Source organism: Streptomyces sp. NBC_00158, from assembly GCF_045160885.1.
Lineage (GTDB): Bacteria > Actinomycetota > Actinomycetes > Streptomycetales > Streptomycetaceae > Streptomyces.
Window position 1 is genome coordinate 4,922,073 of sequence record NZ_CP108161.1, and the last position, 22,452, is coordinate 4,944,524.

At 73.5% G+C, this 22,452-nt stretch carries 19 protein-coding genes and 1 pseudogene; 16 read left to right on the plus strand and 4 right to left on the minus strand.

What is annotated here, in order from left to right:
* Window positions 1-13: 13 nt before the first annotated feature.
* From OG553_RS22625 to OG553_RS22640, 4 genes and pseudogenes are all read left to right on the plus strand, one after another.
* Window positions 14-859 (plus strand): DegV family protein, encoded by an 846-nt coding sequence (locus tag OG553_RS22625; RefSeq protein WP_405980726.1) that lies wholly within the window; start codon window positions 14-16, stop codon window positions 857-859.
* Between the two features lie 324 nt (window positions 860-1,183).
* Window positions 1,184-1,957 carry a helix-hairpin-helix domain-containing protein gene (locus OG553_RS22630; RefSeq protein WP_405980727.1) on the plus strand — a complete coding sequence of 258 codons (774 nt, stop codon included), beginning with the start codon at window positions 1,184-1,186 and terminating at the stop codon, window positions 1,955-1,957.
* Window positions 1,954-4,431 (plus strand): annotated as a pseudogene (locus OG553_RS22635) (ComEC/Rec2 family competence protein); the annotation flags it as partial. The gene OG553_RS22630 and the pseudogene OG553_RS22635, both read left to right, overlap by 4 nt.
* A 124-nt stretch (window positions 4,432-4,555) precedes the next feature.
* Window positions 4,556-5,437, plus strand: coding sequence for a YceI family protein (locus OG553_RS22640; RefSeq protein ID WP_385771611.1), 882 nt, complete (start codon window positions 4,556-4,558; stop codon window positions 5,435-5,437).
* A 20-nt stretch (window positions 5,438-5,457) separates the two neighbouring features.
* Here OG553_RS22640 and OG553_RS22645 read toward each other — a convergent pair whose 3' ends face one another.
* On the minus strand, window positions 5,458-5,700 hold the full coding sequence (locus tag OG553_RS22645; RefSeq protein WP_362472410.1) for a hypothetical protein: 243 nt from the start codon (window positions 5,698-5,700) through the stop codon (window positions 5,458-5,460).
* 61 nt (window positions 5,701-5,761) lie between these two features.
* Between OG553_RS22645 and holA the strand changes: the two genes are divergently transcribed.
* Window positions 5,762-6,757 carry a DNA polymerase III subunit delta gene (holA, locus tag OG553_RS22650; protein ID WP_405980728.1) on the plus strand — a complete coding sequence of 332 codons (996 nt, stop codon included), beginning with the start codon at window positions 5,762-5,764 and terminating at the stop codon, window positions 6,755-6,757.
* A 240-nt stretch (window positions 6,758-6,997) separates the two neighbouring features.
* Here holA and rpsT read toward each other — a convergent pair whose 3' ends face one another.
* Window positions 6,998-7,258: a 30S ribosomal protein S20 gene (gene rpsT, locus OG553_RS22655; protein ID WP_007264006.1), complete on the minus strand. Its 261-nt coding sequence runs from the start codon at window positions 7,256-7,258 to the stop codon at window positions 6,998-7,000.
* A gap of 210 nt (window positions 7,259-7,468) precedes the next feature.
* Here rpsT and lepA point away from each other — a divergent pair, with 210 nt between their 5' ends.
* The 4 genes from lepA to OG553_RS22675 all read left to right on the plus strand — a co-directional run bounded on the left by lepA (window position 7,469) and on the right by OG553_RS22675 (window position 13,500).
* Entirely contained in the window at window positions 7,469-9,334 is a 1,866-nt protein-coding gene (gene lepA / locus OG553_RS22660) for a translation elongation factor 4 (RefSeq protein ID WP_405980729.1), read from the plus strand.
* A 191-nt stretch (window positions 9,335-9,525) separates the two neighbouring features.
* Window positions 9,526-11,418 carry an AMP-dependent synthetase/ligase gene (locus tag OG553_RS22665; protein ID WP_405980730.1) on the plus strand — a complete coding sequence of 631 codons (1,893 nt, stop codon included), beginning with the start codon at window positions 9,526-9,528 and terminating at the stop codon, window positions 11,416-11,418.
* 158 nt (window positions 11,419-11,576) lie between these two features.
* Window positions 11,577-12,809, plus strand: a complete 1,233-nt coding sequence (gene hemW, locus OG553_RS22670; protein WP_405980731.1) for a radical SAM family heme chaperone HemW — start codon at window positions 11,577-11,579, stop codon at window positions 12,807-12,809.
* Window positions 12,810-12,912: 103 nt separating this feature from the next.
* On the plus strand, window positions 12,913-13,500 hold the full coding sequence (locus OG553_RS22675) for a Uma2 family endonuclease (RefSeq protein WP_405980732.1): 588 nt from the start codon (window positions 12,913-12,915) through the stop codon (window positions 13,498-13,500).
* Here the strand turns inward: OG553_RS22675 and OG553_RS22680 are convergent.
* Window positions 13,478-14,287: a DUF3097 domain-containing protein gene (locus OG553_RS22680; protein WP_405980733.1), complete on the minus strand. Its 810-nt coding sequence runs from the start codon at window positions 14,285-14,287 to the stop codon at window positions 13,478-13,480. The genes OG553_RS22675 and OG553_RS22680 overlap by 23 nt on opposite strands.
* 28 nt (window positions 14,288-14,315) lie before the next feature.
* On the minus strand, window positions 14,316-15,047 hold the full coding sequence (locus tag OG553_RS22685; protein ID WP_405980734.1) for an MBL fold metallo-hydrolase: 732 nt from the start codon (window positions 15,045-15,047) through the stop codon (window positions 14,316-14,318).
* A gap of 159 nt (window positions 15,048-15,206) precedes the next feature.
* Between OG553_RS22685 and hrcA the strand changes: the two genes are divergently transcribed.
* The 7 genes from hrcA (at window position 15,207) to OG553_RS22720 (ending at window position 22,357) form a co-directional block, all read left to right on the plus strand.
* Window positions 15,207-16,223, plus strand: coding sequence for a heat-inducible transcriptional repressor HrcA (gene hrcA, locus OG553_RS22690; RefSeq protein WP_405980735.1), 1,017 nt, complete (start codon window positions 15,207-15,209; stop codon window positions 16,221-16,223).
* Window positions 16,224-17,363 carry a molecular chaperone DnaJ gene (dnaJ, locus tag OG553_RS22695; RefSeq protein WP_007263998.1) on the plus strand — a complete coding sequence of 380 codons (1,140 nt, stop codon included), beginning with the start codon at window positions 16,224-16,226 and terminating at the stop codon, window positions 17,361-17,363.
* Between the two features lie 190 nt (window positions 17,364-17,553).
* Window positions 17,554-18,645 carry a nitronate monooxygenase gene (locus tag OG553_RS22700; RefSeq protein ID WP_405980736.1) on the plus strand — a complete coding sequence of 364 codons (1,092 nt, stop codon included), beginning with the start codon at window positions 17,554-17,556 and terminating at the stop codon, window positions 18,643-18,645.
* Entirely contained in the window at window positions 18,642-19,388 is a 747-nt protein-coding gene (locus OG553_RS22705) for a 16S rRNA (uracil(1498)-N(3))-methyltransferase (RefSeq protein ID WP_405980737.1), read from the plus strand. The genes OG553_RS22700 and OG553_RS22705 overlap by 4 nt, the downstream gene beginning before the upstream one ends.
* Before the next feature lie 473 nt (window positions 19,389-19,861).
* Window positions 19,862-20,221 carry a histidine triad nucleotide-binding protein gene (locus tag OG553_RS22710; protein ID WP_405980738.1) on the plus strand — a complete coding sequence of 120 codons (360 nt, stop codon included), beginning with the start codon at window positions 19,862-19,864 and terminating at the stop codon, window positions 20,219-20,221.
* 3 nt (window positions 20,222-20,224) lie between these two features.
* The gene (locus OG553_RS22715) at window positions 20,225-21,139 is read left to right on the plus strand and encodes a ribonuclease Z (RefSeq protein WP_405980739.1); all 915 of its coding nucleotides are present in this window, start codon (window positions 20,225-20,227) and stop codon (window positions 21,137-21,139) included.
* Window positions 21,140-21,271: 132 nt separating this feature from the next.
* A complete protein-coding gene (locus OG553_RS22720; protein ID WP_405980740.1) occupies window positions 21,272-22,357 on the plus strand; it encodes a carbohydrate kinase family protein in 1,086 nt (361 codons plus the stop codon).
* Window positions 22,358-22,452 lie beyond the last annotated feature (95 nt).

Genomic DNA, 22,452 nt, shown 5'->3' on the forward strand with positions numbered 1-22,452 from the left:
TAACCTCCGGCTCATGTCCCGCCATGTCGCGATCGTCACCGATTCCACGGCCTACCTGCCCCCGCAGGCGATGGCGCGGCACGGGATCACCTCCGTCCCCCTGACCGTGGTCCTGGGAGACGAGGCCCTGGAGGACGGGACCGAGATCTCGGCCCGCAGCCTCGCCGCGGCCCTGCAGAAGCGCCGCCCGGTCACCACCTCGCGCCCCGGCCCGGAACGGTTCGTACGGGCCTACCAGGAGGCCGCGGAGGCCGGAGCCACCGGCATCGTGAGCCTGCACCTGTCCGCCGAGTTCTCCGGCACCTACGACGCCGCCGTGGTCGCGGCCCGGACCGCCCCCGTGCCGGTCCGCGTCGTCGACACCGGCATGGTCGCCATGGCCCTCGGCTTCTGCGCACTCGCCGCCGCCGAGACCGCCGAGGCCGGCGGGTCCGCCGACGAGGCCGTGGCCGCCGCCGAGAAGCGGGCCGCGGAGATGTCGGCCTACTTCTACGTGGACACCCTCGACTACCTGCGGCGCGGCGGCCGGATCGGGGCCGCGCAGGCCCTCCTCGGCTCGGCGCTGGCGGTCAAACCGCTGCTGACCCTGGACGGCGGGCGGATCGAGATGCTGGAGAAGGTGCGCACGGCCTCCAAGGCCATCGCCCGGCTGGAGGAGCTGGCCGTCGAACGGGCCGGGGCGCGGAGCGTCGACGTCGCCGTCCACCACCTGGCGGCCCCGGAGCGGGCCGAGAAGCTCGCCGAACGGCTGCGCGAGCGCATCCCCGGCCTGGTCGAGCTGCACGTCAGCGAGGTGGGCGCGGTGATCGGCGCGCACACCGGACCGGGGCTGCTGGCGGCGGTCGTCTCGCCCCGCTGATCACCCGGAAGGGTGGCCGGGTTGTCCACAACGGGCCGGTCATCCACCGGAATTGAGGGCTCCGAGCGGTGGTGCCGGGGTCGGCCCTAGCTTCGGGGCATGACTCTTCGAACGCGTACTCCAGGTCGGTCCACGGTCCCTTCCACGGGTCTCCTCCCTGCTTCCACCGGTGTCCCCGCGGCTTCCCCCTCCGCCGGTGGCGGTGGCGGTGGCGGTGGTGGTGGCGGTGGCGGTGGCAGCGGGCCCGGGCGGGGGCGCCGGTCCGACGGCAGGCTCCGCGACCGGCGCCGCACCCGTGCCCGGTCCCGGCCCGATCCCGCCCGGGTGCGGCGCAGGGCCGAGGCACTGCTGGCGGGCGGGGCGGATCCGCCGGGGGTGGCCGAGCCCGCCGGGGTGGTGGAGCCCGCCGGGGCGGCTGGGTCGGCCTTGGGGGATGGGGAGGCGCGGAGGCTGGCGCTGCGGGAGCGGCTGCCGGTGTGGGTGCAGGTCCGGTGCGGGGTGGAGCCGAGGACGGTCGCCGCCGTCGCGGTGGTGCTGGTGGTGGCGGTCGGCTTCGCCGGGCTGCGGTACTGGCCGGGCCGGCCGCAGCCGGTGACGGCCCCGGCCGTGCTCGGGCCCGGCCCCGTCGCCTCCGCCCCGGTGGCGTCGGCGGGACCGGCCGGCGGGAGCGCCCGCATCGTGGTGGACGTGAGCGGCAAGGTCCGCGATCCCGGGGTGCGGAGGCTGCCCACCGGCTCGCGGGTGGAGGACGCGCTGGCCGCCGCCGGGGGCGTGCGGCCGGGCACGGACACCACCGGGCTCAACCGGGCCCGGGTCCTGGTGGACGGCGAACAGGTGCTGGTGGGTGCCACCGCGCAGCCGGCGGCGGGCAGCGCCGGCCCCGGAGCGGGTGCGGGCGGCGGGGCCGGTCCGCTGAGCCTCGGCAGCGCGACGGTGGAGCAGCTGGACGGGCTGCCCGGGGTGGGCCCCGTGCTCGCCAGGAAGATCGTCGACTTCCGGACCGCCCGGGGCGGGTTCCGGGCCGTGGAGGAGCTCCGGCAGGTCGACGGGATCGGCGAGCGGAGGTTCGCCGAGCTGCGAAGGCTGGTGCGGCCGTGAGCGCCGCCGGGGAGCCGGCCGGGCGGGAGCCGGCAGAGGGGGAGTCGGTCGAGCGGGAGCGGGCCGGGCGGGAGCGGGCCGGGCGGGGGCCGGCCGAGGGGGAGTCGGCCGGGCCGGTGGATCTGCGGCTGGTGGTGCCCGCCGTGGCGGCCTGGGGCGCGGCCGCCCTGGCGCTCGGGGTGCCGGGCGGGTGGAGCGCCGCCGGGGCGGGGCTCGCGGCGGCCGCGGCCGGGGCGCTGCTGCTCGCCGGCCGCCGCGGGTCGCAGCCGCCGTGGGGCGTCGGACCGGCCGTGGCCGCCGCGCTGCTCTGCGCCGCCGCCGGGGCGGGGGTGGCCGGGCTGGAGCGGGCCGAGGCGCGGGCGGGGCCGGTGGCCCGGCTGGCCGGGGAGCACGCCCGGGTGCGTGCGGAGCTCACCGTCGGCTCGGACCCCCGGGCGGCCCGGGGCGGGGCCGGGCCGCCGGTGGTGGTGCTGGACGCGGTGCTGACCGGGGTGAGCGGGCCCGACGGGACGCGGAGCCGGGTGGAGGCCCCGGTGCGGGTGCTGGCCGGGCATCCGGGGTGGGCCCGGCTGGAACCCTCGACCCGGGTCACGGTGGTGGCCCGGCTGGCGCCGGTCCGGGACGGGGAGCGGGCCGTGGCCCTGCTCCGCCCGGCCGGGGACACCCCGCCCGGGGTGACGGGCGGCCCCGACCGGGTGCAGCGGCTCGCGGGGGCGCTGCGGGCCGGGCTGCGGGAGGCCACGGAGGGGCTCCCCGGGGACGCCAGGGCCCTGCTGCCGGGGCTGGTGGTCGGGGACACCTCCCGGGTCCCGCCCGAGCTGCACGAGGCGTTCAGGGCCACCGACCTGCTGCACCTGCTGGCCGTCTCGGGCTCCAACCTGAACGTGGTCCTGTACCTGCTGATCGGCTCCCCGGCCCGCGCGCAGCGCGCCGAGCGGAGCGGGCTCGCGCCCCGGCTGGGGCTCTCGCTGCGGGCCACCGCGCTGGGCGGGGCGGCGCTGACGCTGGCCTTCGTGGTGGTCTGCCGGCCCGACCCGAGCGTGTTGCGGGCGGCCGCCTGCGGGGCGGTCACCCTGCTGGCCCTCGCCACCGGGCGGCGCCGGTCCCTCGTCCCCGCCCTGGCCGGGGCCGTGCTGCTGCTCGTGCTGTACGACCCGTGGCTCGCCCGCAGCGCCGGGTTCCTCCTCTCGGTGCTGGCCACCGGGGCGCTGCTCACCCTCGGGCCGCGCTGGAGCGGGGCCCTGCGGCGGCGGGGGACGCCGGCGCGCCTCGCCGACGCCCTGGGGGCGGCCCTCGCGGCGCAGGCCGTGTGCGCTCCGGTGGTGGCGGTGCTCTCCGCCCGGGTGAGCCTGGTCGCCGTTCCGTGCAACCTCCTGGCGGAGCTGGCGGCGGGCCCCGCGACCGTGCTCGGCTTCGCGGTCCTCGCCGCGGCCCCGCTGTCCATGCCCGTCGCGGAGCTGCTGGCCCGTTGCGCGGGGGTGCCCGCCGGGTGGATCGCCGCCGTGGCGCGGGGCGGGGCCGGGCTGCCGGGGGCGGAGCTGCCCTGGCCCGGCGGGCTCGCCGGCGGACTGCTGCTGGCCGCGGCCACGGCGGCCGTGGTGGGCTTCGGGGTCAGGCTCGGGCGGCGGCGCGGGGTCTGCGCCGCCGTTGCCGTGGTGCTGCTGGTCGCGGTGCTGCGGCCACCGCAGCTGGTGCGTACCGTCACCGGCTGGCCGCCGCCGGACTGGAGCTACGTCCAGTGCGCCGTGGGCCAGGGCGACGCCGGTGTGCTCGCCGCCGGTCCCGGGACGGCCGTCGTGGTCGACACCGGGCCCGAACCGGGGCCGGTCGACGACTGCCTTCGCGACCTGGGCGTGAGCCGGATCCCGCTGCTCCTGCTGACGCACTTCCACGCCGACCACGTGGGAGGGGTTTCCGGGGTGCTGCGGGGGCGGTCCGTGGGTGTGATCGAAACCACCGCGCTGGAGGATCCGCCCGCGCAGGCGGCCTCGGTCCGGCGGGCGGCGGCGCGGGCCGGGGTGCCCGTCGTGCCGGCGGCGGCGGGGGAGCGGCGGCGGACCGGCCCGCTGGAGTGGCAGGTGCTGTGGCCCTCGGCGACGGCTCCGCCGCCGGAGGGGCCCAACGACGCGAGCGTCGCCCTGCTGGTGCGCACCTCGGGTCTGACGCTCCTGCTGCTCGGTGACCTCGAACCGCCGTCCCAGGAAGCACTTCTGAGGGAGCATCCGGAACTGGGGCCGGTGGACGTGCTCAAGGTCGCCCACCACGGCTCGGCGCACCAGGACCCCGGCCTCCATGACCGGATCCGGCCACGCCTGGCGATCGTCCCCGTCGGCGCCGGCAACCGCTACGGCCACCCCGCACCGGGCACGATCGCGCAGCTCAGGGCCCATGGGGCGGCCGTGTTGCGCACCGATGAGGACGGTTCCGTGGCGGTCTCCGGAAGTGGAGCGCGGATGCGTGCGTTTCCGGCCGGACGGCGTCCGAAAGCGCGTGGTCATACCGGGCGCGACCACTCTGTTTGCCCACAACCCGACAGCATGATCGAATGCCTCTTCGCCAGACCGGTCCAAGTCCACACAGCACGGGGGTGCACTAGCCATGTTCGGTCGCCGACGGGGGATGGAGACGACCAGTGGTGCCGCTTCGACCACATCCGCGACTCTCACACTGCCGCACACGGCGCGGCTGTTGAGCTGTCGGGTGCTCGACACGGTCCACCAGCCCATCCGCCAGGCCAAGTTCGAGGTAACCGATCCGATCGGCCGACGGGTCGTCAGCGGGGAGACGGATCCCTACGGAGGGTTCACGGCGGCGATGCCGGAGGGCGAGTACCGGCTCTCCGTCACCGCCGAGGGCTACGCGCCCTTCCACGGGGCGACGCTGGTGGGGGACCCGGCGCAGCCCGGCACGGCGGAGATCATCCTGGACTCGGTGGAACCGCCGCTGCTGCCGCAGCCCGGCCACTGGGAGCTCGACCCGACGCACTCGTCGATCGCCTTCACCGCCCGCCACATGGGCTTCGCCCGGATCCACGGACGGTTCACGACCTTCGCCGGCGCGGTGCGGATAGCCGAGCGCATGGAGGACTCCTCCATGCACGTGATCATCGACACGACGAGCATCGACACCGGGATGCGCAGGCGGGACGACCACCTGCGGTCCGCCGACTTCCTGGACGCCGCCCGGCACCCGCGGGTGGAGTTCTACAGCGAGCGGTTCATCCACCGCAGCGGCAGCCGCTGGGCCGTCGCCGGCGCCCTCACCCTCCACGGGGTCAGCCGTTCGGTCACCCTCGACACCCAGTACCTGGGCCACGGCACGGGCCTGGAGGGCGAGCCTCGGGCCGCCTGCCGGGCCACGGCCGAGCTGAACCGCGGGGACTTCGCGCTGAACTGGCAGTCGGTGCTGGCACAGGGGATAGCGGCGATCGGGCCGAGCGTGGAAGTGGAGCTGGACGTGCAGATCGTGCACAAGGCCTAGGCGCAGGCGCGGGCGAGTCCCTACGGGGCTTCCAGCCAGCCCTCGTACTCGGCGGCGAGCTCGTCCAGAGAGGTGGCGTCGAGGCGCTCCTGGGGGTCCTCGACGACCACCAGCCACTGGGCGTCCTCGGCGTCGTCCTCGCCGGCGAGCGCGTCGCGCACCAGCTGGGGTTCCTCCGGGAGGCCGAAGCGGTCCACGGCCTCCTGGGCCACCTCCTCGGCGGCGTCGCGGTCGGGCAGGACCAGTACATGTCGCACGTTCACCCGACCATTCTCGGGCACCGGGCGCGGGGCGCTGTCAGTGCGGCGTGGGATGCTGGGGCCGATGGCCACCAGGAAGAACCCCACCGACGATCCGCTCGCCCCGATCACCCTCGCGGTGGGGCAGGAGGACCTGCTGCTCGACCGCGCCGTACGGGACGTGGTGACGGCCGCCCGCGCGGCCGACGCCGACACCGACGTACGGGACCTCACCTCCGACCAGCTCCAGCCCGGCACGCTGGCGGAGCTGACCAGCCCCTCGCTGTTCTCCGAGCGCAAGGTCCTGGTCGTGCGGAACTCGCAGGACCTGGGCGCGGACACGGTGAAGGAGCTCAAGGCCTACCTCGCCGACCCGTACGAGGAGATCGCCTTGGTCCTGCTGCACGCGGGCGGGGTCAAGGGCAAGGGCGTGCTGGACGCGGCGCGCAAGGCGGGCGCCCGCGAGGTCGCCTGCCCGAAGATGACGAAGGCGGCGGACCGGCTGTCGTTCGTACGCGGGGAGTTCCGGACCCTGGGGCGTTCGGCCACCCCCGAGGCGTGCCAGACGCTGGTGGACGCGATCGGCAGCGACCTGCGCGAGCTGGCGAGCGCGGCGGCGCAGCTGTGCGCGGACGTCGAGGGCACCATCGACGAGGCCGTGGTCGGCCGCTACTACACGGGCCGCGCGGAAGCCTCCAGCTTCACGGTCGCCGACCGGGCGGTCGAGGGCCGGGCCGCGGAGGCCCTCGAAGCCCTCCGCTGGTCCCTCGCGACCGGTGTGGCACCCGTGCTGATCACCAGCGCCCTGGCGCAGGCCGTACGGGCCATCGGCAAGCTCGCCTCCGCCCCGCGCGGGGCCCGTCCGGGCGACCTCGCCCGGGACCTCGGCATGCCGCCGTGGAAGATCGACCGGGTCCGGCAGCAGATGCGGGGCTGGTCGGCGGACGGGGTCGCGGACGCGCTGCGCGCGGTGGCGCTGGCCGACGCGGGGGTCAAGGGCGGCGGGGACGACCCGGAGTACGCGCTGGAGAAGGCGGTCGTGGCGGTGGCGCGCGCCGCCAGGGCCTCGCGGGGGCGGTAGCCGGTACCGGGGTGCTCGGGGGCTCCGCCCCCAGACCCCCGGCCGCCCCCAGACCCCCGGCCGGGGATGCGCGAAGGCCCCGGTTCCTCCCTGGGGAAGGGGGGAACCGGGGCCTTCGGTCACTGCTGTGTGCGCCGCACCCGCGTGGCGAACGCAGGCCGCGTGCGGCGCGGGGTGCCGGTCAGGAGCGGATGAGAGGGCCCGCTTGGTCCGTCCCGGCGATCACATCGAGTGCGGAACTCAGATGGCGGCAACCTTGGTGGCCAGCGCCGACTTCTTGTTGGCGGCGGCGTTCTTGTGGATGACACCCTTCGAGACGGCCTTGTCCAGCTTCTTGGAAGCCAGGCGGGCCGCAGCGGTGGCCTTCTCCGCGTCGCCCGCGAGGATCGCCTCGTTGGCCTTGCGGATGAAGGTGCGCAGCTCGGACTTGACCGACTTGTTGCGAAGGCGAGCCTTCTCGTTGGTCTTGTTCCGCTTGATCTGGGACTTGATGTTCGCCACGAAAGAGCCTTTTCAGGTTCAGAGTTTTTTCGGATTCGTGTCACGTCTGCTGAGAGGGCATGCGAGACACAGCCACCCAGACTACCAGGCGCGCTTCGACCGGCCCAAACCGAGCGCATCCCCCCGTCCATGGGACCATGGGAGTCTGCGTACAAGTCTGCCTACCGATCCGACAGCAGATCCGACAGCGACCGAGAATCAGGACACTGCGTGCCCGCCATCCCCAGCCACGTGCCCGAGCCGAGCCGTACCGACCCGGCGCTGATCCGTAATTTCTGCATCATCGCGCACATCGACCACGGCAAGTCGACCCTCGCCGACCGGATGCTCCAGCTCACCGGCGTCGTCGACCAGCGGCAGATGCGCGCCCAGTACCTCGACCGCATGGACATCGAGCGTGAGCGCGGCATCACGATCAAGTCGCAGGCGGTCCGCCTGCCCTGGAGCCCCACCGAGGGCTCGGGCACGGGCACCACGCACATCCTGAACATGATCGACACCCCCGGGCACGTCGACTTCACCTACGAGGTCTCCCGCTCCCTCGCCGCGTGCGAGGGCACGATCCTGCTGGTGGACGCCGCCCAGGGCATCGAGGCCCAGACCCTCGCCAACCTGTACCTGGCGATGGAGAACGACCTCGCGATCGTCCCGGTCCTGAACAAGATCGACCTGCCGGCCGCCCAGCCGGAGAAGTTCGCCGAGGAGCTGGCGAACCTGGTCGGCTGCCAGCCCGAGGACGTCCTGCGGGTCTCCGCGAAGACCGGCCTCGGCGTGGACGCCCTGCTCAACAAGGTCGTCGAGACCGTCCCGGCCCCGGTCGGCGTCAAGGACGCCCCCGCCCGCGCGATGATCTTCGACTCGGTCTACGACTCCTACCGGGGCGTGGTCACGTACGTCCGTGTGGTCGACGGCACGCTCAACAAGCGCGAGCGCATCCGGATGATGTCCACCAACGCCACGCACGAGCTGCTGGAGATCGGCACCAACTCGCCCGAGATGCTGCCGGCCGACGGCCTCTCCGTCGGCGAGGTGGGCTACCTGATCACCGGTGTGAAGGACGTCCGCCAGTCCAAGGTCGGCGACACCATCACCCAGATGACGGGCGGCGCCACCGAGTCCCTCGGCGGCTACAAGGACCCGAAGCCGATGGTCTTCTCGGGCCTGTACCCGCTCGACGGCTCGGACTACCCGGAGCTGCGCGAGGCCCTGGACAAGCTCCAGCTCAACGACGCCGCGCTCGTCTACGAGCCCGAGACCTCGGCGGCGCTGGGCTTCGGCTTCCGCGTCGGCTTCCTCGGCCTGCTGCACCTGGACGTGGTCCGCGAGCGCCTGGAGCGAGAGTTCGGCCTCGACCTGATCGCCACCGCGCCCAACGTGGTCTACCGGGTCGTGATGGAGGACCGCACGGAGGTCACCGTCACCAACCCGAGCGAGTTCCCCGAAGGCAAGATCAAGGACGTCTTCGAGCCGGTCGTACGGGCCACCGTCCTCGCGCCGACCGAGTTCATCGGCGCGATCATGGAGCTCTGCCAGACCCGCCGCGGCACCCTGCTCGGCATGGACTACCTCTCCGAGGACCGCGTCGAGATCCGCTACACGCTCCCCCTCGCGGAGATCGTGTTCGACTTCTTCGACCAGCTGAAGTCCAAGACGCGCGGCTACGCCTCCCTCGACTACGAGCCCACCGGCGAGCAGGCCTCCAGCCTGGTCAAGGTCGACATCCTGCTGCACGGCGACAAGGTCGACGCCTTCTCCGCCGTCTGCCACAAGGACGCCGCCTACGCCTATGGCGTGCGCCTGGTGGCCAAGCTGCGCGAGCTCATCCCGCGGCAGGCCTTCGAGGTGCCGATCCAGGCCGCCGTGGGCTCCCGCGTCATCGCCCGCGAGACCATCCGCGCCATCCGCAAGGACGTCCTCGCCAAGTGCTACGGCGGTGACATCTCCCGCAAGCGGAAGCTGCTGGAGAAGCAGAAGGAAGGCAAGAAGCGGATGAAGATGGTCGGCTCCGTGGAGGTCCCGCAGGAGGCCTTCATCGCGGTCCTGTCCAGCGACGAGTCCGGCGGCAAGAAGAAGTAGCGCCGTATGCGAAAGAGGCCCCCGAGCGTACGCTCGGGGGCCTCTTTCGTTATGAATCGGCCGCCGGTTGGCTCTTACGCGCCAGCCTGAGGCCCCCTACTCTGAGCATTGGTTACTCGCCAGTTACAAGCCCGTAGTCATGCCCGTAGTCATGCCCGAACAGGCCCTGCCGCGTGGTCCGGAGGACGTCCGTGAGCGACACACAGACCTTGATCGAGAACCGTCCGCCCACCGTGGCGGCCCTCTTCCTTGACCGCGTCGCCGCCACGCCGAACGCGGAGGCCTACCGCTTCCCGGTGGCCGCGGCCGGCCGCGAGGGCGGTCCCGACGACTGGAAGTCGCTCAGCTGGGGGCAGGCCGCCGACAAGGTCTTCGCCATCGCCGCCGGACTCATCGCCCTCGGCCTGCGCCCCGAGCAGCGGGTCGCGCTCGCCTCCAACACCCGCGTCGAGTGGATCCTCTCGGACCTCGGCGTGATGTGCGCGGGCGGCGCGGTGACCACCATCTACCCCAGCACCAACGCCGAGGAGTCCTCCTTCATCCTCTCGGACTCCGAGAGCCGGGTGCTGATCGCCGAGGACGGCAAGCAGCTGGCCAAGGCCCGCGAGCGCCGCGCCGACCTGCCCGACCTCGCCCACGTGGTGGTCCTGGAGGCGGCCGACGCCGTGCCCGCCGAGGGCGACCCGGAGGGCTGGGTGCTCTCCCTCGCCGAGCTGGAGGAACGCGGCAAGGAGCACCTCGCCGAGCACCCCGCGGCGGTCAAGGAGCGGATCGCGGCCATCACCCCCGACCAGCTCGCCACCCTGATCTACACCTCCGGCACCACCGGCCGCCCCAAGGGCGTCCGCCTGCCGCACGACAACTGGTCGTACATGGCCAAGGCCACCGTGGCCACCGGCATGATCAACTCGGACGACGTCCAGTACCTGTGGCTGCCGCTCGCCCACGTCTTCGGCAAGGTGCTCACCTCCGGCCAGATCGAGGTCGGCCACGTCACCGCCGTCGACGGCCGCATCGACAAGATCATCGAGAATCTGCCGGTCGTCCAGCCCACCTACATGGCGGCCGTCCCGCGCATCTTCGAGAAGGTCTACAACGGCGTGGCCGCCAAGGCCCGGGCCGGCGGCGGTGCCAAGTACAAGATCTTCCAGTGGTCGGTGGGCGTGGCCCGCGAGTACGCCAAGGTCACCCAGGACAACTACCGCCGCACCGGCCGGGCCACCGCCCCCTTCGCGCTCTCCGCCAAGCACAAGGTCGCCGACACCCTCGTCTACTCCAAGCTCCGCGAGGCCTTCGGCGGCCGCCTGCGCGCCGCCGTCTCCGGCGCCTCCGCCCTGGCCCCCGAGATCGGCTACTTCTTCTCCGGCGCCGGCATCCACATCCTGGAGGGCTACGGCCTCACCGAGTCCAGCGCGGCCTCCTTCGTCAACCCCGGCGAGGCCTACCGCACCGGCACGGTCGGCAAGCCGCTCCCCGGCACCGAGGTCCGCATCGCCGACGACGGCGAGGTCATGCTGCGCGGCCCCGGCATCATGCAGGGCTACCACGGCCAGCCCGAGAAGACCGCCGAGGTCCTCGAAAGCGACGGCTGGCTGCACACCGGCGACATCGGCGAGCTCTCCCCGGACGGCTACCTGCGCATCACCGACCGCAAGAAGGACCTGATCAAGACCTCCGGCGGCAAGTACGTCGCCCCGGCCGAGATCGAGGGCCAGTTCAAGGCGATCTGCCCGTACGTGTCGACCATCGTCGTCCACGGCGCCGACCGGAACTTCTGCTCCGCCCTGATCGCCCTCGACGAGCCCGCCATCGTCGGCTGGGCCGCCGAGAACGGCCTGGAGGGCAAGACGTACGGCGAGGTCCTCGCCGCGCCGGAGACCAGCCGGCTGATCGAGACCTACGTACAGACCCTCAACGAGAACCTCCAGCGCTGGCAGACGATCAAGAAGTTCCGCATCCTGCCGCGCGACCTCGACGTCGAGCACGGCGACCTCACCCCCAGCCTCAAGCTGAAGCGGCCGGTCGTCGAGCGTGAGTTCAAGCACCTCATCGAGGAGATGTACGAGGGCTCCCGGGAAGCCTGACGCCTCGCGGCGAGCCGGACGGGGCGGGGTGGCGGACCGCCCCGCCGACCTCCCGCACCCCGCGTGCGTCGGCCCGGCGGGCGGCCCCCGCGCCGCCTCGCGCCCGTGGGCCCGGCGAGGGCGTAAACGACCATGGGGCGGTGCGGGACAATGGGCGCATGCCTTCCGCACTGCCCGATGGTGACCCCATGCCCGAAGACGGCTCGCTGCCGTCGCACGCCCTGGAGGGCGCCGGGGAGCGGCCGCTCGGGTTCTACCTGCACGTCCCGTACTGCGCCACCCGCTGCGGGTACTGCGACTTCAACACCTACACCGCCACCGAGCTGCGCGGCACCGGCGGCGTGCTCGCCTCCCGGGAGAACTACGCCGACACCCTGATCGACGAGGTCCGCCTCGCCCGCAAGGTGCTCGGCGACGACCCGCGCGCCGTGCGGACCGTCTTCGTCGGCGGCGGCACGCCCACGCTGCTGCCCGCCGGGGACCTCGTACGCATGCTCGCGGCGATCCGCGACGAGTTCGGCCTCGCCGAGGACGCCGAGGTCACCACCGAGGCCAACCCGGAGTCCGTGAACCCCGAGTACCTGGCCGAGCTGCGGGCCGGCGGCTTCAACCGGATCTCCTTCGGCATGCAGAGCGCGAAGCAGCACGTACTGAAGGTCCTCGACCGCACCCACACCCCCGGCCGCCCCGAGGCCTGCGTGGCCGAGGCGCGCGCGGCGGGCTTCGAGCACGTCAACCTCGACCTGATCTACGGCACCCCCGGCGAGTCCGACGACGACTGGCGGGCCTCCCTGGAGGCCGCGCTGGGCGCCGGCCCCGACCACGTCAGCGCGTACGCCCTGATCGTCGAGGAGGGCACCCAGCTGGCCCGCCGGATCCGCCGCGGCGAGGTCCCGATGACCGACGACGACGTGCACGCCGACCGCTACCTGATCGCCGACGAGGTCATGGAGCGCGCCGGGTACTCCTGGTACGAGGTGTCGAACTGGGCCACCTCCGAGGCCGGCCGCTGCCTGCACAACGAGCTGTACTGGCGCGGCGCCGACTGGTGGGGCGCGGGCCCCGGCGCGCACTCGCACGTGGGCGGGGTGCGCTGGTGGAACGTGAAGCACCCCGGCGCCTACGCGGCCGCCCTCGCGGAGGGCCGCTCCCCGGGCGCGGGGCGCGAGCTCCTCTCGGCGGAGGACCGCCGCGTGGAGCGGATCCTGCTGGAGCTCCGCCTGGTGGACGGCGTCCCCCTGTCCCTGCTGGCCCCCGCGGGCCTGGCGGCCTCCCGGCGCGCCCTGGAGGACGGCCTGCTGGAAGCGGCCCCGTACGGGGCCGGACGGGCCGTCCTGACCCTGCGCGGGCGGCTGCTGGCGGACGCGGTGGTGCGGGACCTGGTGGACTGATCCCTCGGTGGAGTGAATAGCCACGGAACTCGGGTGCCGCTGCTTACGCTGGACCTAGGCTCGCCGGCGTAAGCGACGGCGGCGAACGCGAAGGACCACGGAGATGACTGCTGTGGATGACCGGCTGATCACGGATGTCGCCAAGCTCTTCGAGGACCTCGTTGTCCCGGAGGGCTTCAAGGCTGAGCTCCTCAGGGGGGACATCGTGATGATGGCCGGGCCCGACTGGGTCCACAATCTGATCGTCCTGCACGTCATGAAGCAGATCCCCCTTGACAGGTGGTATCCGGTTCAGACCCAGGACATCGCCATTCCCGGCGAGACGTCAGAGCCGCAGCCTGACCTCGTGGTGGTCGAGCACGGAGCGTTCGACGGGCCCGGAAGGCTCGTTCCCGCTCCGGCGACCACGCTGCTGGTCGAGGTCGTGTCGAAGAACAGCGTCCACAACGACTACGAGCTCAAGCGGTCGATGTATGCAGCCGGCCGGGTTCCGGCATACCTGATCATCGACCCCTTCGAGGCCGTGTGTGTTCTGCTGACCAACCCGACGGGTCGGGGCGAGGAAGCGGACTACGACATGGAACTCAGCACTGCCTTCGGGCTGCCGGTTCCCCTGGATGTCCTGGGGATCAAGCTGGACACCAGCGAGTTCCGCACGCTCCCCAAGTTCAAGCGCTACCGCCGGCCGTGACGAAGTCGATCAGCTCCTCCACCCGCCCCAGCAGCGTCGGCTCCAGGTCCCTGTAAGAAGTCACGCGGGACAGGATGTGCTGCCAGGCGGCTCCCGTGTTCTGCGGCCAGCCCAGGGCCCGGCAGACGCCCGTCTTCCAGTCCTGGCCGCGCGGTACCTCCGGCCAGGCCCCGATGCCCAGCGCCGACGGCTTCACCGCCTGCCAGACGTCCACGTACGGGTGGCCCACCACCAGCACGTCCGGCCCCGTCACCGACGCCGCGATCCGGGACTCCTTCGAGCCCGGTACGAGGTGGTCGACCAGGACCCCCAGACGGGCGTCCGGGCCGGGGGAGAAGTCCGCGACCACCGCCGCCAGGTCGTCGACGCCCTCCAGGTACTCCACCACCACGCCCTCGATGCGCAGGTCGTCGCCCCAGACCCGCTCCACGAGCTCGGCGTCGTGCCGCCCCTCCACGTAGATCCGCCCGGCCCGCGCCACCCGCGCCCGCGCCCCCGGGACGGCGATCGAGCCCGAAGCCGTACGGGCGGGCGCGGCGGGCCCCCGCGGGGGGCGGGTCAGGGTCACCACCGCGCCGTCCAGCAGGAAGCCGCTCGGCTCCAGCGGGAACACCCGGCGCTTGCCGAAGCGGTCCTCCAGCGTCACCGTGCCCGCCTCGCAGGCCACCACCGCGCCGCAGAAGTCCGTACCCGCCACCTCGACCACCAGGTCCGGGTCCGCCGGCACCTCCGGCACCGGCTTCGAACGCTTCCACTGCGGGGTCAGGTCGGGGGAGTACTCGCGCATCCGGCCGACACTAGGAGAGCCCGCGCCCTCAGGCCCCCGACACGCCGAACCTCGCCGCCAGTGTGTCGCGTTGCGCACGCACGAAGTCCGCGTCCACCAGCGCTCCGTGACCCGGCACGTACACCGCGTCGTCACCGCCCAGCGACAGCAGCCGGTCCAGGGCGGCCGGCCACTGGCCCGGCACCGCGTCCGAACCGGCCTGCGGTTCGCCCGACTCCTCGACCAGGTCCCCGCAGAACACCGCCTCCCGCTCGCCCGGCACGAAGACCGCCAGGTCGTGCTCGGAGTGCGCGGGACCCACGTTCGCCAGCAGCACCTGGACCCCGCCCAGCTCCAGGGTCCACTCGCCGGACACCAGGTGCCGGGGCGCCTGGAGCAGGTCCGCGGCCTCCGTGGCCTCCGCCTCCGCCAGACCCATCCGGACCGCGCTCATCCGTACGTCCTCGCGGCCCGTCGGCGCCGACAGCATCCGCTCCAGGCCGACCGCACCGAAGAACTCGGCCCCCGCGAACGCCGCACCGCCCAACACATGGTCGAAATGTCCGTGCGTGAATGCGATATGGGTCACGCGGCGGCCCGTCAGCCGCTCCGCCTCGGCCCGCACCTGCGCGCCCTCGCGCACGGACGACCCGGGGTCGATCAGCAGCACCGACTCGTCCCCCACCACCAGTCCCACGGTGCAGTCCCACACCGGCAGCCGTCGCCGGCCGACCCGTCCGGTGACCCTTTCCCAACCCGACTCTTCCCAACGCACGTCCATGCGGTGACGCTACCCTGGCGGGCCGCCCTTGCCTGCGGCGTACTACCCGGCCGTACACTGACCGGGGGATCTCTGGCACTCACACGCGCAGAGTGCCAACAGGCCAGGACCGGCCCCGACGGCCAGGCAGACGACCGACCGCATCCGGAGGTGTGCGCGATGCTCAGCGAACGCAGACTCGAGGTGCTGCGCGCCATCGTCCAGGACTACGTCGGGACGGAGGAGCCGGTCGGCTCCAAGGCCCTCACCGAGCGGCACAAGCTGGGCGTCTCGCCCGCCACCGTGCGCAACGACATGGCCGTGCTGGAGGAGGAGGGCTACATCGCCCAGCCCCACACCAGCGCCGGCCGGATCCCCACGGACAAGGGCTACCGCCTCTTCGTCGACAAGCTGGCGGGCGTCAAGCCGCTGTCGACCCCCGAGCGACGGGCCATCCAGAACTTCCTCGACGGAGCCGTCGACCTCGACGACGTCGTCGGCCGCACGGTACGGCTGCTCGCGCAGCTCACCCGGCAGGTCGCCGTCGTCCAGTACCCGTCGCTGACCCGCTCCACCGTCCGGCACGTCGAGCTGCTGTCGCTGGCCCCGGCCCGGCTGATGCTCGTACTGATCACCGACACGGGCCGGGTCGAGCAGCGTCTCGTCGACACCCAGACCCCCTTCGGCGAGAACTCCCTCGCCGACCTGCGGGCACGGCTCAACAGCCGGGTCGTCGGCCGTCGCTTCACCGACGTGCCGAACCTGGTGCAGGACCTTCCGGAGTCGTTCGAGATCGACGACCGGGCGACCGTCAAGGCCGTCCTCGCGACCCTTCTCGAAACGCTGGCCGAGGAGGCGGAGGAGCGGCTGATGATCGGCGGCACCGCCAACCTCACCCGCTTCGGACACGACTTCCCCCTGACGATCCGGCCCGTGCTCGAAGCACTTGAGGAGCACGTCGTGCTCCTCAAGCTGCTCGGCGAGGCCGGAGAGTCGGGAATGGCCGTACGCATCGGTCACGAGAACGCCTACGAGGGACTCAACTCCACGTCGGTCGTGTCCGTCGGCTACGGTTCGGGCGGCGAAGCAGTCGCCAAACTCGGCGTGGTCGGACCGACCCGCATGGACTACCCCGGAACGATGGGAGCGGTACGCGCAGTGGCACGTTACGTCGGACAGATCCTGGCGGAGTCGTAAGTGGCCACGGACTACTACGCCGTACTCGGCGTGCGCCGCGACGCATCGCAGGACGAGATCAAGAAGGCCTTCCGCCGGCTCGCCCGTGAGCTCCACCCGGACGTGAACCCGGACCCGAAGACGCAGGAGCGCTTCAAGGAGATCAACGCGGCCTACGAGGTCCTCTCGGACCCGCAGAAGAAGCAGGTCTACGACCTCGGCGGCGACCCGCTGTCCTCCTCGGGCGGCGGTGGCGGCGCGGGCGGCTTCGGAGCGGGCGGCTTCGGCAACTTCTCCGACATCATGGACGCCTTCTTCGGCCAGGCCTCGCAGCGCGGCCCGCGCTCGCGGACCCGCCGCGGCCAGGACGCCATGATCCGCCTGGACCTGGAACTGGACGAAGCCGCCTTCGGCACGACCAAGGACATCCAGGTCGACACGGCCGTCGTCTGCGGCACCTGCTCCGGCGAGGGCGCCGCCCCCGGCACCTCGGCGCAGACCTGTGACATGTGCCGCGGCCGCGGTGAGGTCTCCCAGGTCACCCGGTCCTTCCTGGGCCAGGTCATGACCTCGCGCCCCTGCCCGCAGTGCCAGGGCTTCGGCACCGTGGTCCCGACCCCGTGCCCCGAGTGCGCGGGCGACGGCCGGGTCCGCTCCCGCCGCAGCCTGACGGTCAAGATCCCCGCCGGTGTCGAGAACGGCACCCGGATCCAGCTCGCGGGCGAGGGCGAGGTCGGCCCCGGCGGCGGCCCCGCCGGCGACCTCTACGTGGAGATCCACGAGCTGCCGCACCCGACCTTCCAGCGGCGCGGGGACGACCTGCACTGCACGGTCACCATCCCCATGACGGCCGCGGCCCTGGGCACCAAGTGCCCGCTGGAGACGCTGGACGGCATGGAGGAGATCGACATCCGCCCCGGCACCCAGTCCGGGCAGGCCATCCCGCTGCACGGGCGGGGCGTCACGCACCTGCGCGGCGGCGGGCGCGGCGACCTGATCGTCCACGTCGAGGTCACCACCCCCGGCAAGCTGGACGCCCAGCAGGAGGAGCTGCTGCGCCAGCTCGCGAAGCTGCGCGGCGAGGAGCGGCCGATGGGCCAGTTCGCCCCCGGCCAGCAGGGCCTGTTCAGCCGCCTGAAGGACGCGTTCAACGGGCGCTGAGGCAGCCTCGGGCCAGGCCTGAGCCAGGCCTGGGGAACTCGTACGAGCCCGGTCCGGGGACGCCCCGGACCGGGCTCCGCGCATTCCGGGACACCGTGCGCGGCGATTCCCGGACACGCCGGGGAAGCGGACTATGCCAGGCGAACGCGACGGTTCGGCGCCGTGCCCGGGACGTGGCACGATGCAGTCCATGTCCTCCGCACCGAACGGTCTCCCCCAGTACCCGATCGTGCAGGCTCCCATGGCGGGCGGCGCCTCCTGCCCGCCGCTCGTCGCCGCCGTCGGCGAGGCCGGCGGGCTCGGCTACCTGGCCGGCGGTTACAAGACCGCCGACGGCATGTACCAGGAGATCAAGCAGACGCGCGGCCTCACCCGGCGGCCCTTCGGCGTGAACCTCCTCATGCCGCAGACCGGCTACGTCGACCCGGCCGCGGTCGAGACCTACCGCGGGCAGCTGGCCGGCGAGGCGGGCTGGTACGAGGTCTCGCTCGCCCCCGAGGACACCGTCGGCAACTCCGACGACGGCTACGAGGCCAAGCTGGCCATCCTGCTGGAGGACCCCGTCCCGGTGGTCTCCTTCACCTTCGGCACGCCGGCGCCCGAGGTGCTCGCCCGCCTGCGCGGCGCGGGCACCCGTACCGTCGTCACCGTCACCTCGGTCGACGAGGCCCGCTCCGCGCAGGCGGCGGGCGCCGACGCCGTCTGCGTCCAGGGCGTGGAGGCGGGCGGCCACCAGGGCACCCACCGCGACGACCCGGAGGCCGACGGCACGGCGGGCGTCGGCCTGCTCGCGCTGGTCGCGCAGGTCCGGGAGGCCGTGGCCCTGCCCATCACCGCGGCGGGCGGGCTGATGCGCGGGGCGCAGATCGCGGCGCTGCTGGCGGCGGGAGCGGACTCGGCGCAGCTCGGCACGGCCTTCCTGGCGTGTCCGGAGTCGGGGGCGCACCCGCTGCACAAGAAGGCCCTGACCGACCCGATGTTCCCGCACACCGAACTGACCCGGGCCTTTTCGGGCCGGCCCGCGCGGGGCCTGGTCAACCGCTTCATGCGGGAGCACGGCCCCTACGCCCCGGCCGCCTACCCCCAGCTCCACCACATGACCTCGGGGCTGCGCAAGGCGGCCGCGGCGGCCGGGGACCCGCAGGGCATGTCCCTGTGGGCGGGCCAGGGGCACCGGCTGGCGCGGGCGCTGCCCGCCGGGGAGCTGGTGGAGGTGCTGGCGGCCGAACTGGCCGAGGCGCAGAACGTGTTCAACGCATTGCAGACGAGGAGAACGTCATGACGGCCCCCGTGTTCGTGGTCGAAGAGGTTCCGGCGGGGCCGGAGTTCGTGCTGGAGGGCCCCGAGGGGCGGCACGCGGTGTCCGTGAAGCGGCTGGGTCCGGGCGAGGACGTGGTCCTCACGGACGGGCGCGGCCGCTGGGTGGAGGGCGTCGTCAAGGCGGCCGAGGGCAAGGACCGCCTGGTCGTCATGGACCTGGAGAGCGTGCTGGAGGAGCCGGAGCCCGACGTCCGGATCACGGTGGTGCAGGCGCTGCCGAAGGGCGACCGGGGCGAGGTGGCGGTCGAGACGATGACGGAGACCGGCGTCGACGCGATCGTGCCGTGGCAGGCCTCGCGGTGCATCACGCAGTGGCGCGGTGACCGGGGGGCGAAGTCCCTGGCCAAGTGGCGTTCCACGGCCCGGGAGTCGGGCAAGCAGTCGCGCCGGGTGCGGTTCCCGGAGGTGGCCGGGGTGATGTCCACGAAGCAGGTGGCCGCGCTGCTGGCGCAGGCCGACCTGGCGGTGGTGCTGCACGAGGACCGGGACACTCCGTCGGAGGCGCTGGCGACGGCGCCGCTGCCGGAGAAGGGGTCGGTGGTGCTGGTGGTCGGGCCCGAGGGCGGGGTCTCGCCGGAGGAACTGGCCGCCTTCGCCTCGGCCGGGGCCGCGCCGTACCGGCTGGGGCGGTCGGTGCTGCGTACGTCGACGGCCGGGACGGCGGCCGCGGCCGTACTGCTGGCGCGGACGGGGCGCTGGTCGTAGCCCTTGCCCTGGCCGGGCGGTTGCCGGTGCGGGGCGTTGCCCTGCGGGGCGGACCGGGGGCGCGGGGGTGCCGCTGCGCGGGGCGGAGTCCCCTACCCTCCCTTCGCCCGTTCCCCGGGGCTGCGCCCGGACCCCTTGCGGGGGCTCCGCCCCCGCACCCCCGCGCCTCGAACTCCCCCAGCTACCGCTGGGAGGTGCCCCCAGGAGGGGCTGGATTTGCCGCTGCGCGGCAATATCCAGCCCGCGCGGCGTTTGAGCGCACCGGGCGCGGAGCGTCCGGTACCGGGGTCAGGGGCGGAGCCCCTGGGAACGGTGGAAGTGGGGGTCCCCCCGGACGGAGTCTGGGGGAGGGTAGGGGAACCGGCGCCGCGCAGCGGCACACGGGGCGACGGCCGTAATAGGCGGCGGCAGCCCCCGGCGCCGGGCCGATAGCATGCGCAGCGACCGATCAACGTCACGGGAGGCGGCAGCGAATGGCCGGGGAACCTCAGGCGGACTGCCTGTTCTGCAAGATCGTCGACGGCAAGGTGCCGGCGACGGTGGTCCGGGAGACCGGGACCACGATCGCCTTCCGGGACATCAACCCGCAGGCGCCGACCCACGTGCTGGTCATCCCCAAGGTGCACTACCCCGACGCGGCTTCCCTCGCCGCCGCCGAGCCGACCGTGATCGCCGACATACTGCGTGAGGCCGGGGAGATCGCCGCGGAGGAGAAGATCGCCGACCAGGGCTACCGGGTCGTGTTCAACACCGGGGCCGGCGCGGGCCAGACCGTCTTCCACGCCCACCTGCACGTACTGGGTGGCCGCGGCCTCCAGTGGCCGCCCGGATAAGTCGTGTCCGTACGCGAGTTCGTGGTCCTCGGCACCGCCAGCCAGGTCCCCACCCGGCACCGCAACCACAACGGCTACCTGCTGCGCTGGGACGGCGAGGGCATCCTCTTCGACCCGGGCGAGGGCACGCAGCGGCAGATGCTGCGGGCCGGGGTCGCCGCGCACGACATCAACCGGATCTGCGTCACGCACTTCCACGGCGACCACAGCCTCGGCCTGGCCGGGGTGATCCAGCGGATCAACCTCGACCAGGTCCCGCACCCCGTGACGGCGCACTACCCGGCCTCGGGGCAGAAGTTCTTCGACCGGCTGCGGTACGCCACCGCCTACCGGGAGACCGTGTCGCTGCGTGAGGAGCCGGTCGCCGCGGACGGGGTGCTCGCGAGCGGGCCCTCGTACGTCCTGGAGGCGCGGCGGCTCTCGCACCCGGTGGAGTCCTTCGGCTACCGGGTGACCGAGCCGGACGGGCGCCGGATGGTCCCCGCGCTGCTCGCGCGGTACGGGATCAAGGGCCCGGACGTGGGCCGGATCCAGCGCGAGGGGCGGCTGGAGCGGCCGGAGGGCGAGGTCACGCTGGAGGCCGTCAGCGAGCACCGGGCGGGGCAGCGGTTCGCCTTCGTCATGGACACCCGGCTCTGCGAGGGCGTGGACGCGCTCGCGGAGGGCTGCGACATGCTGGTCATCGAGTCGACCTTCCTCGACGCGGACGTCCGGCTGGCCGAGGACCACGGCCACCTCACCGCCGGACAGGCGGCGCGCGTGGCGCGGGACGCCGGTGTGCGGCACCTGGTGCTGACGCACTTCTCGCAGCGGTACCCGGACCCTTCGGAGTTCGAACGCGAGGCCCGCGCGGCGGGGTTCGAGGGCGAGCTGACGGTGGCGGCGGACCTGGGGCGGGTGGCACTGCCGAGGCGCTAGCGGCGCTTGGGGTGAAGCAGAGCGTGGCTCCGGTGACGTGCGTCACACTGGGGTTTGGTCCGGCAGGGCCCGGGCAGGGCTGGCAGCTTTCCAGCCCGCACGCAGAAACGACACTTCAACGGGGAGCACACCGTGACCAGTCGGGACAGCCGCATCCACCTCGACCCGCTCGGACCGGTGCGCGACCCCCACGAGCCGGGCTGCGACGTCTTCCTGACCGGCACGGTCTTCCTCGACATCATCTTCACCGGCCTCGACTCCGCCCCCGTGCGCGGTACGGAGTCCTGGGCGCGCGGGATGGGCTCCAGCCCCGGCGGCGTCGCCAACATGGCCACCGCCCTCGCCCGGCTCGGCCTGCGCACCTCGCTGGCCGCCGCCTTCGGTGACGACCACTACGGGGAGTACTGCTGGGACGCCCTGGAGCAGGGCGAGGGCATCGACCTGTCGATGTCCCGCACCATCCCCGGCTGGCACAGCCCCGTCACCGTCTCCATGGCGTACGAGGGCGAGCGCACGATGGTCTCCCACGGCCACGAGGCGCCGCCCCCGGCCGGCCCCGGCCCCTTCCCCTGGTGTCCCCCGAAGGCGCGGGCGGCCGTGGCCTCGCTCGGCGCCGGGCAGGGCGAGGACTGGATCTCCGAGGCGGCCCGCCGGGGCTCGCGGATCTTCGCGGACGTCGGCTGGGACGAGACCGGGCGCTGGGACCTGGGCGCCCTGGCCGACCTCCAGCACTGCGAGGCCTTCCTGCCCAACGCGGGAGAGGCGATGCGCTACACGCGGACCGAGTGTCCGCGCGCCGCGGCCCGGGCCCTCGCGGAGAAGGTCCCGGTCGCGGTGGTGACCATGGGCTCGGAGGGCTCGTACGCGGTCGACGGCCGCACCGGGGAGACCGCCGAGGTCCCCGCGATCACGGTGGACGCCCTGGACCCGACGGGCGCGGGGGACGTCTTCGTGGCCGGGTTCGTCACCGGCAGCCTCGCGGGCTGGCCCCTCGCCGACCGGCTGGCCTTCGCCGGGCTGACCGCCGCCCTGTCGGTGCAGGAGTTCGGCGGCTCCCTCTCCGCCCCGGGCTGGCCCGAGGTGGCCCACTGGTGGCGCACGGCCCCCGACGCCCTGCGGGACCGCTACGCCTTCCTGGACGCCCTCGTCCCGCCGGGCGCCACCGCCTCCCCGCGCCGCCGTGCCGTCCCGACCATCGGCTTCCGGCACCCCGTCTAGGCCGTCCCGCGGTCCGCCCGGAAAACCCCTCGGGCCCGCCCCGGCGTGGACGTACCCTTGGTACTCCGGAGGCCGGCGCTCGGATCGGCCCCTCA

What these genes read in the sequence shown, in the direction of transcription:
- OG553_RS22625 (WP_405980726.1), top strand. Translation starts at nt 14, where the DNA reads ATGTCCCGCCATGTCGCGATCGTCACCGATTCCACGGCCTACCTGCCC.
- OG553_RS22640 (WP_385771611.1), top strand. Translation starts at nt 4,556, where the DNA reads ATGTTCGGTCGCCGACGGGGGATGGAGACGACCAGTGGTGCCGCTTCG.
- holA (WP_405980728.1), top strand. Translation starts at nt 5,762, where the DNA reads ATGGCCACCAGGAAGAACCCCACCGACGATCCGCTCGCCCCGATCACC.
- hemW (WP_405980731.1), top strand. Translation starts at nt 11,577, where the DNA reads ATGCCTTCCGCACTGCCCGATGGTGACCCCATGCCCGAAGACGGCTCG.
- OG553_RS22675 (WP_405980732.1), top strand. Translation starts at nt 12,913, where the DNA reads ATGACTGCTGTGGATGACCGGCTGATCACGGATGTCGCCAAGCTCTTC.
- OG553_RS22680 (WP_405980733.1), bottom strand. Translation starts at nt 14,287, where the DNA reads ATGCGCGAGTACTCCCCCGACCTGACCCCGCAGTGGAAGCGTTCGAAG.
- OG553_RS22685 (WP_405980734.1), bottom strand. Translation starts at nt 15,047, where the DNA reads ATGGACGTGCGTTGGGAAGAGTCGGGTTGGGAAAGGGTCACCGGACGG.
- hrcA (WP_405980735.1), top strand. Translation starts at nt 15,207, where the DNA reads ATGCTCAGCGAACGCAGACTCGAGGTGCTGCGCGCCATCGTCCAGGAC.
- OG553_RS22700 (WP_405980736.1), top strand. Translation starts at nt 17,554, where the DNA reads ATGTCCTCCGCACCGAACGGTCTCCCCCAGTACCCGATCGTGCAGGCT.
- OG553_RS22705 (WP_405980737.1), top strand. Translation starts at nt 18,642, where the DNA reads ATGACGGCCCCCGTGTTCGTGGTCGAAGAGGTTCCGGCGGGGCCGGAG.
- OG553_RS22710 (WP_405980738.1), top strand. Translation starts at nt 19,862, where the DNA reads ATGGCCGGGGAACCTCAGGCGGACTGCCTGTTCTGCAAGATCGTCGAC.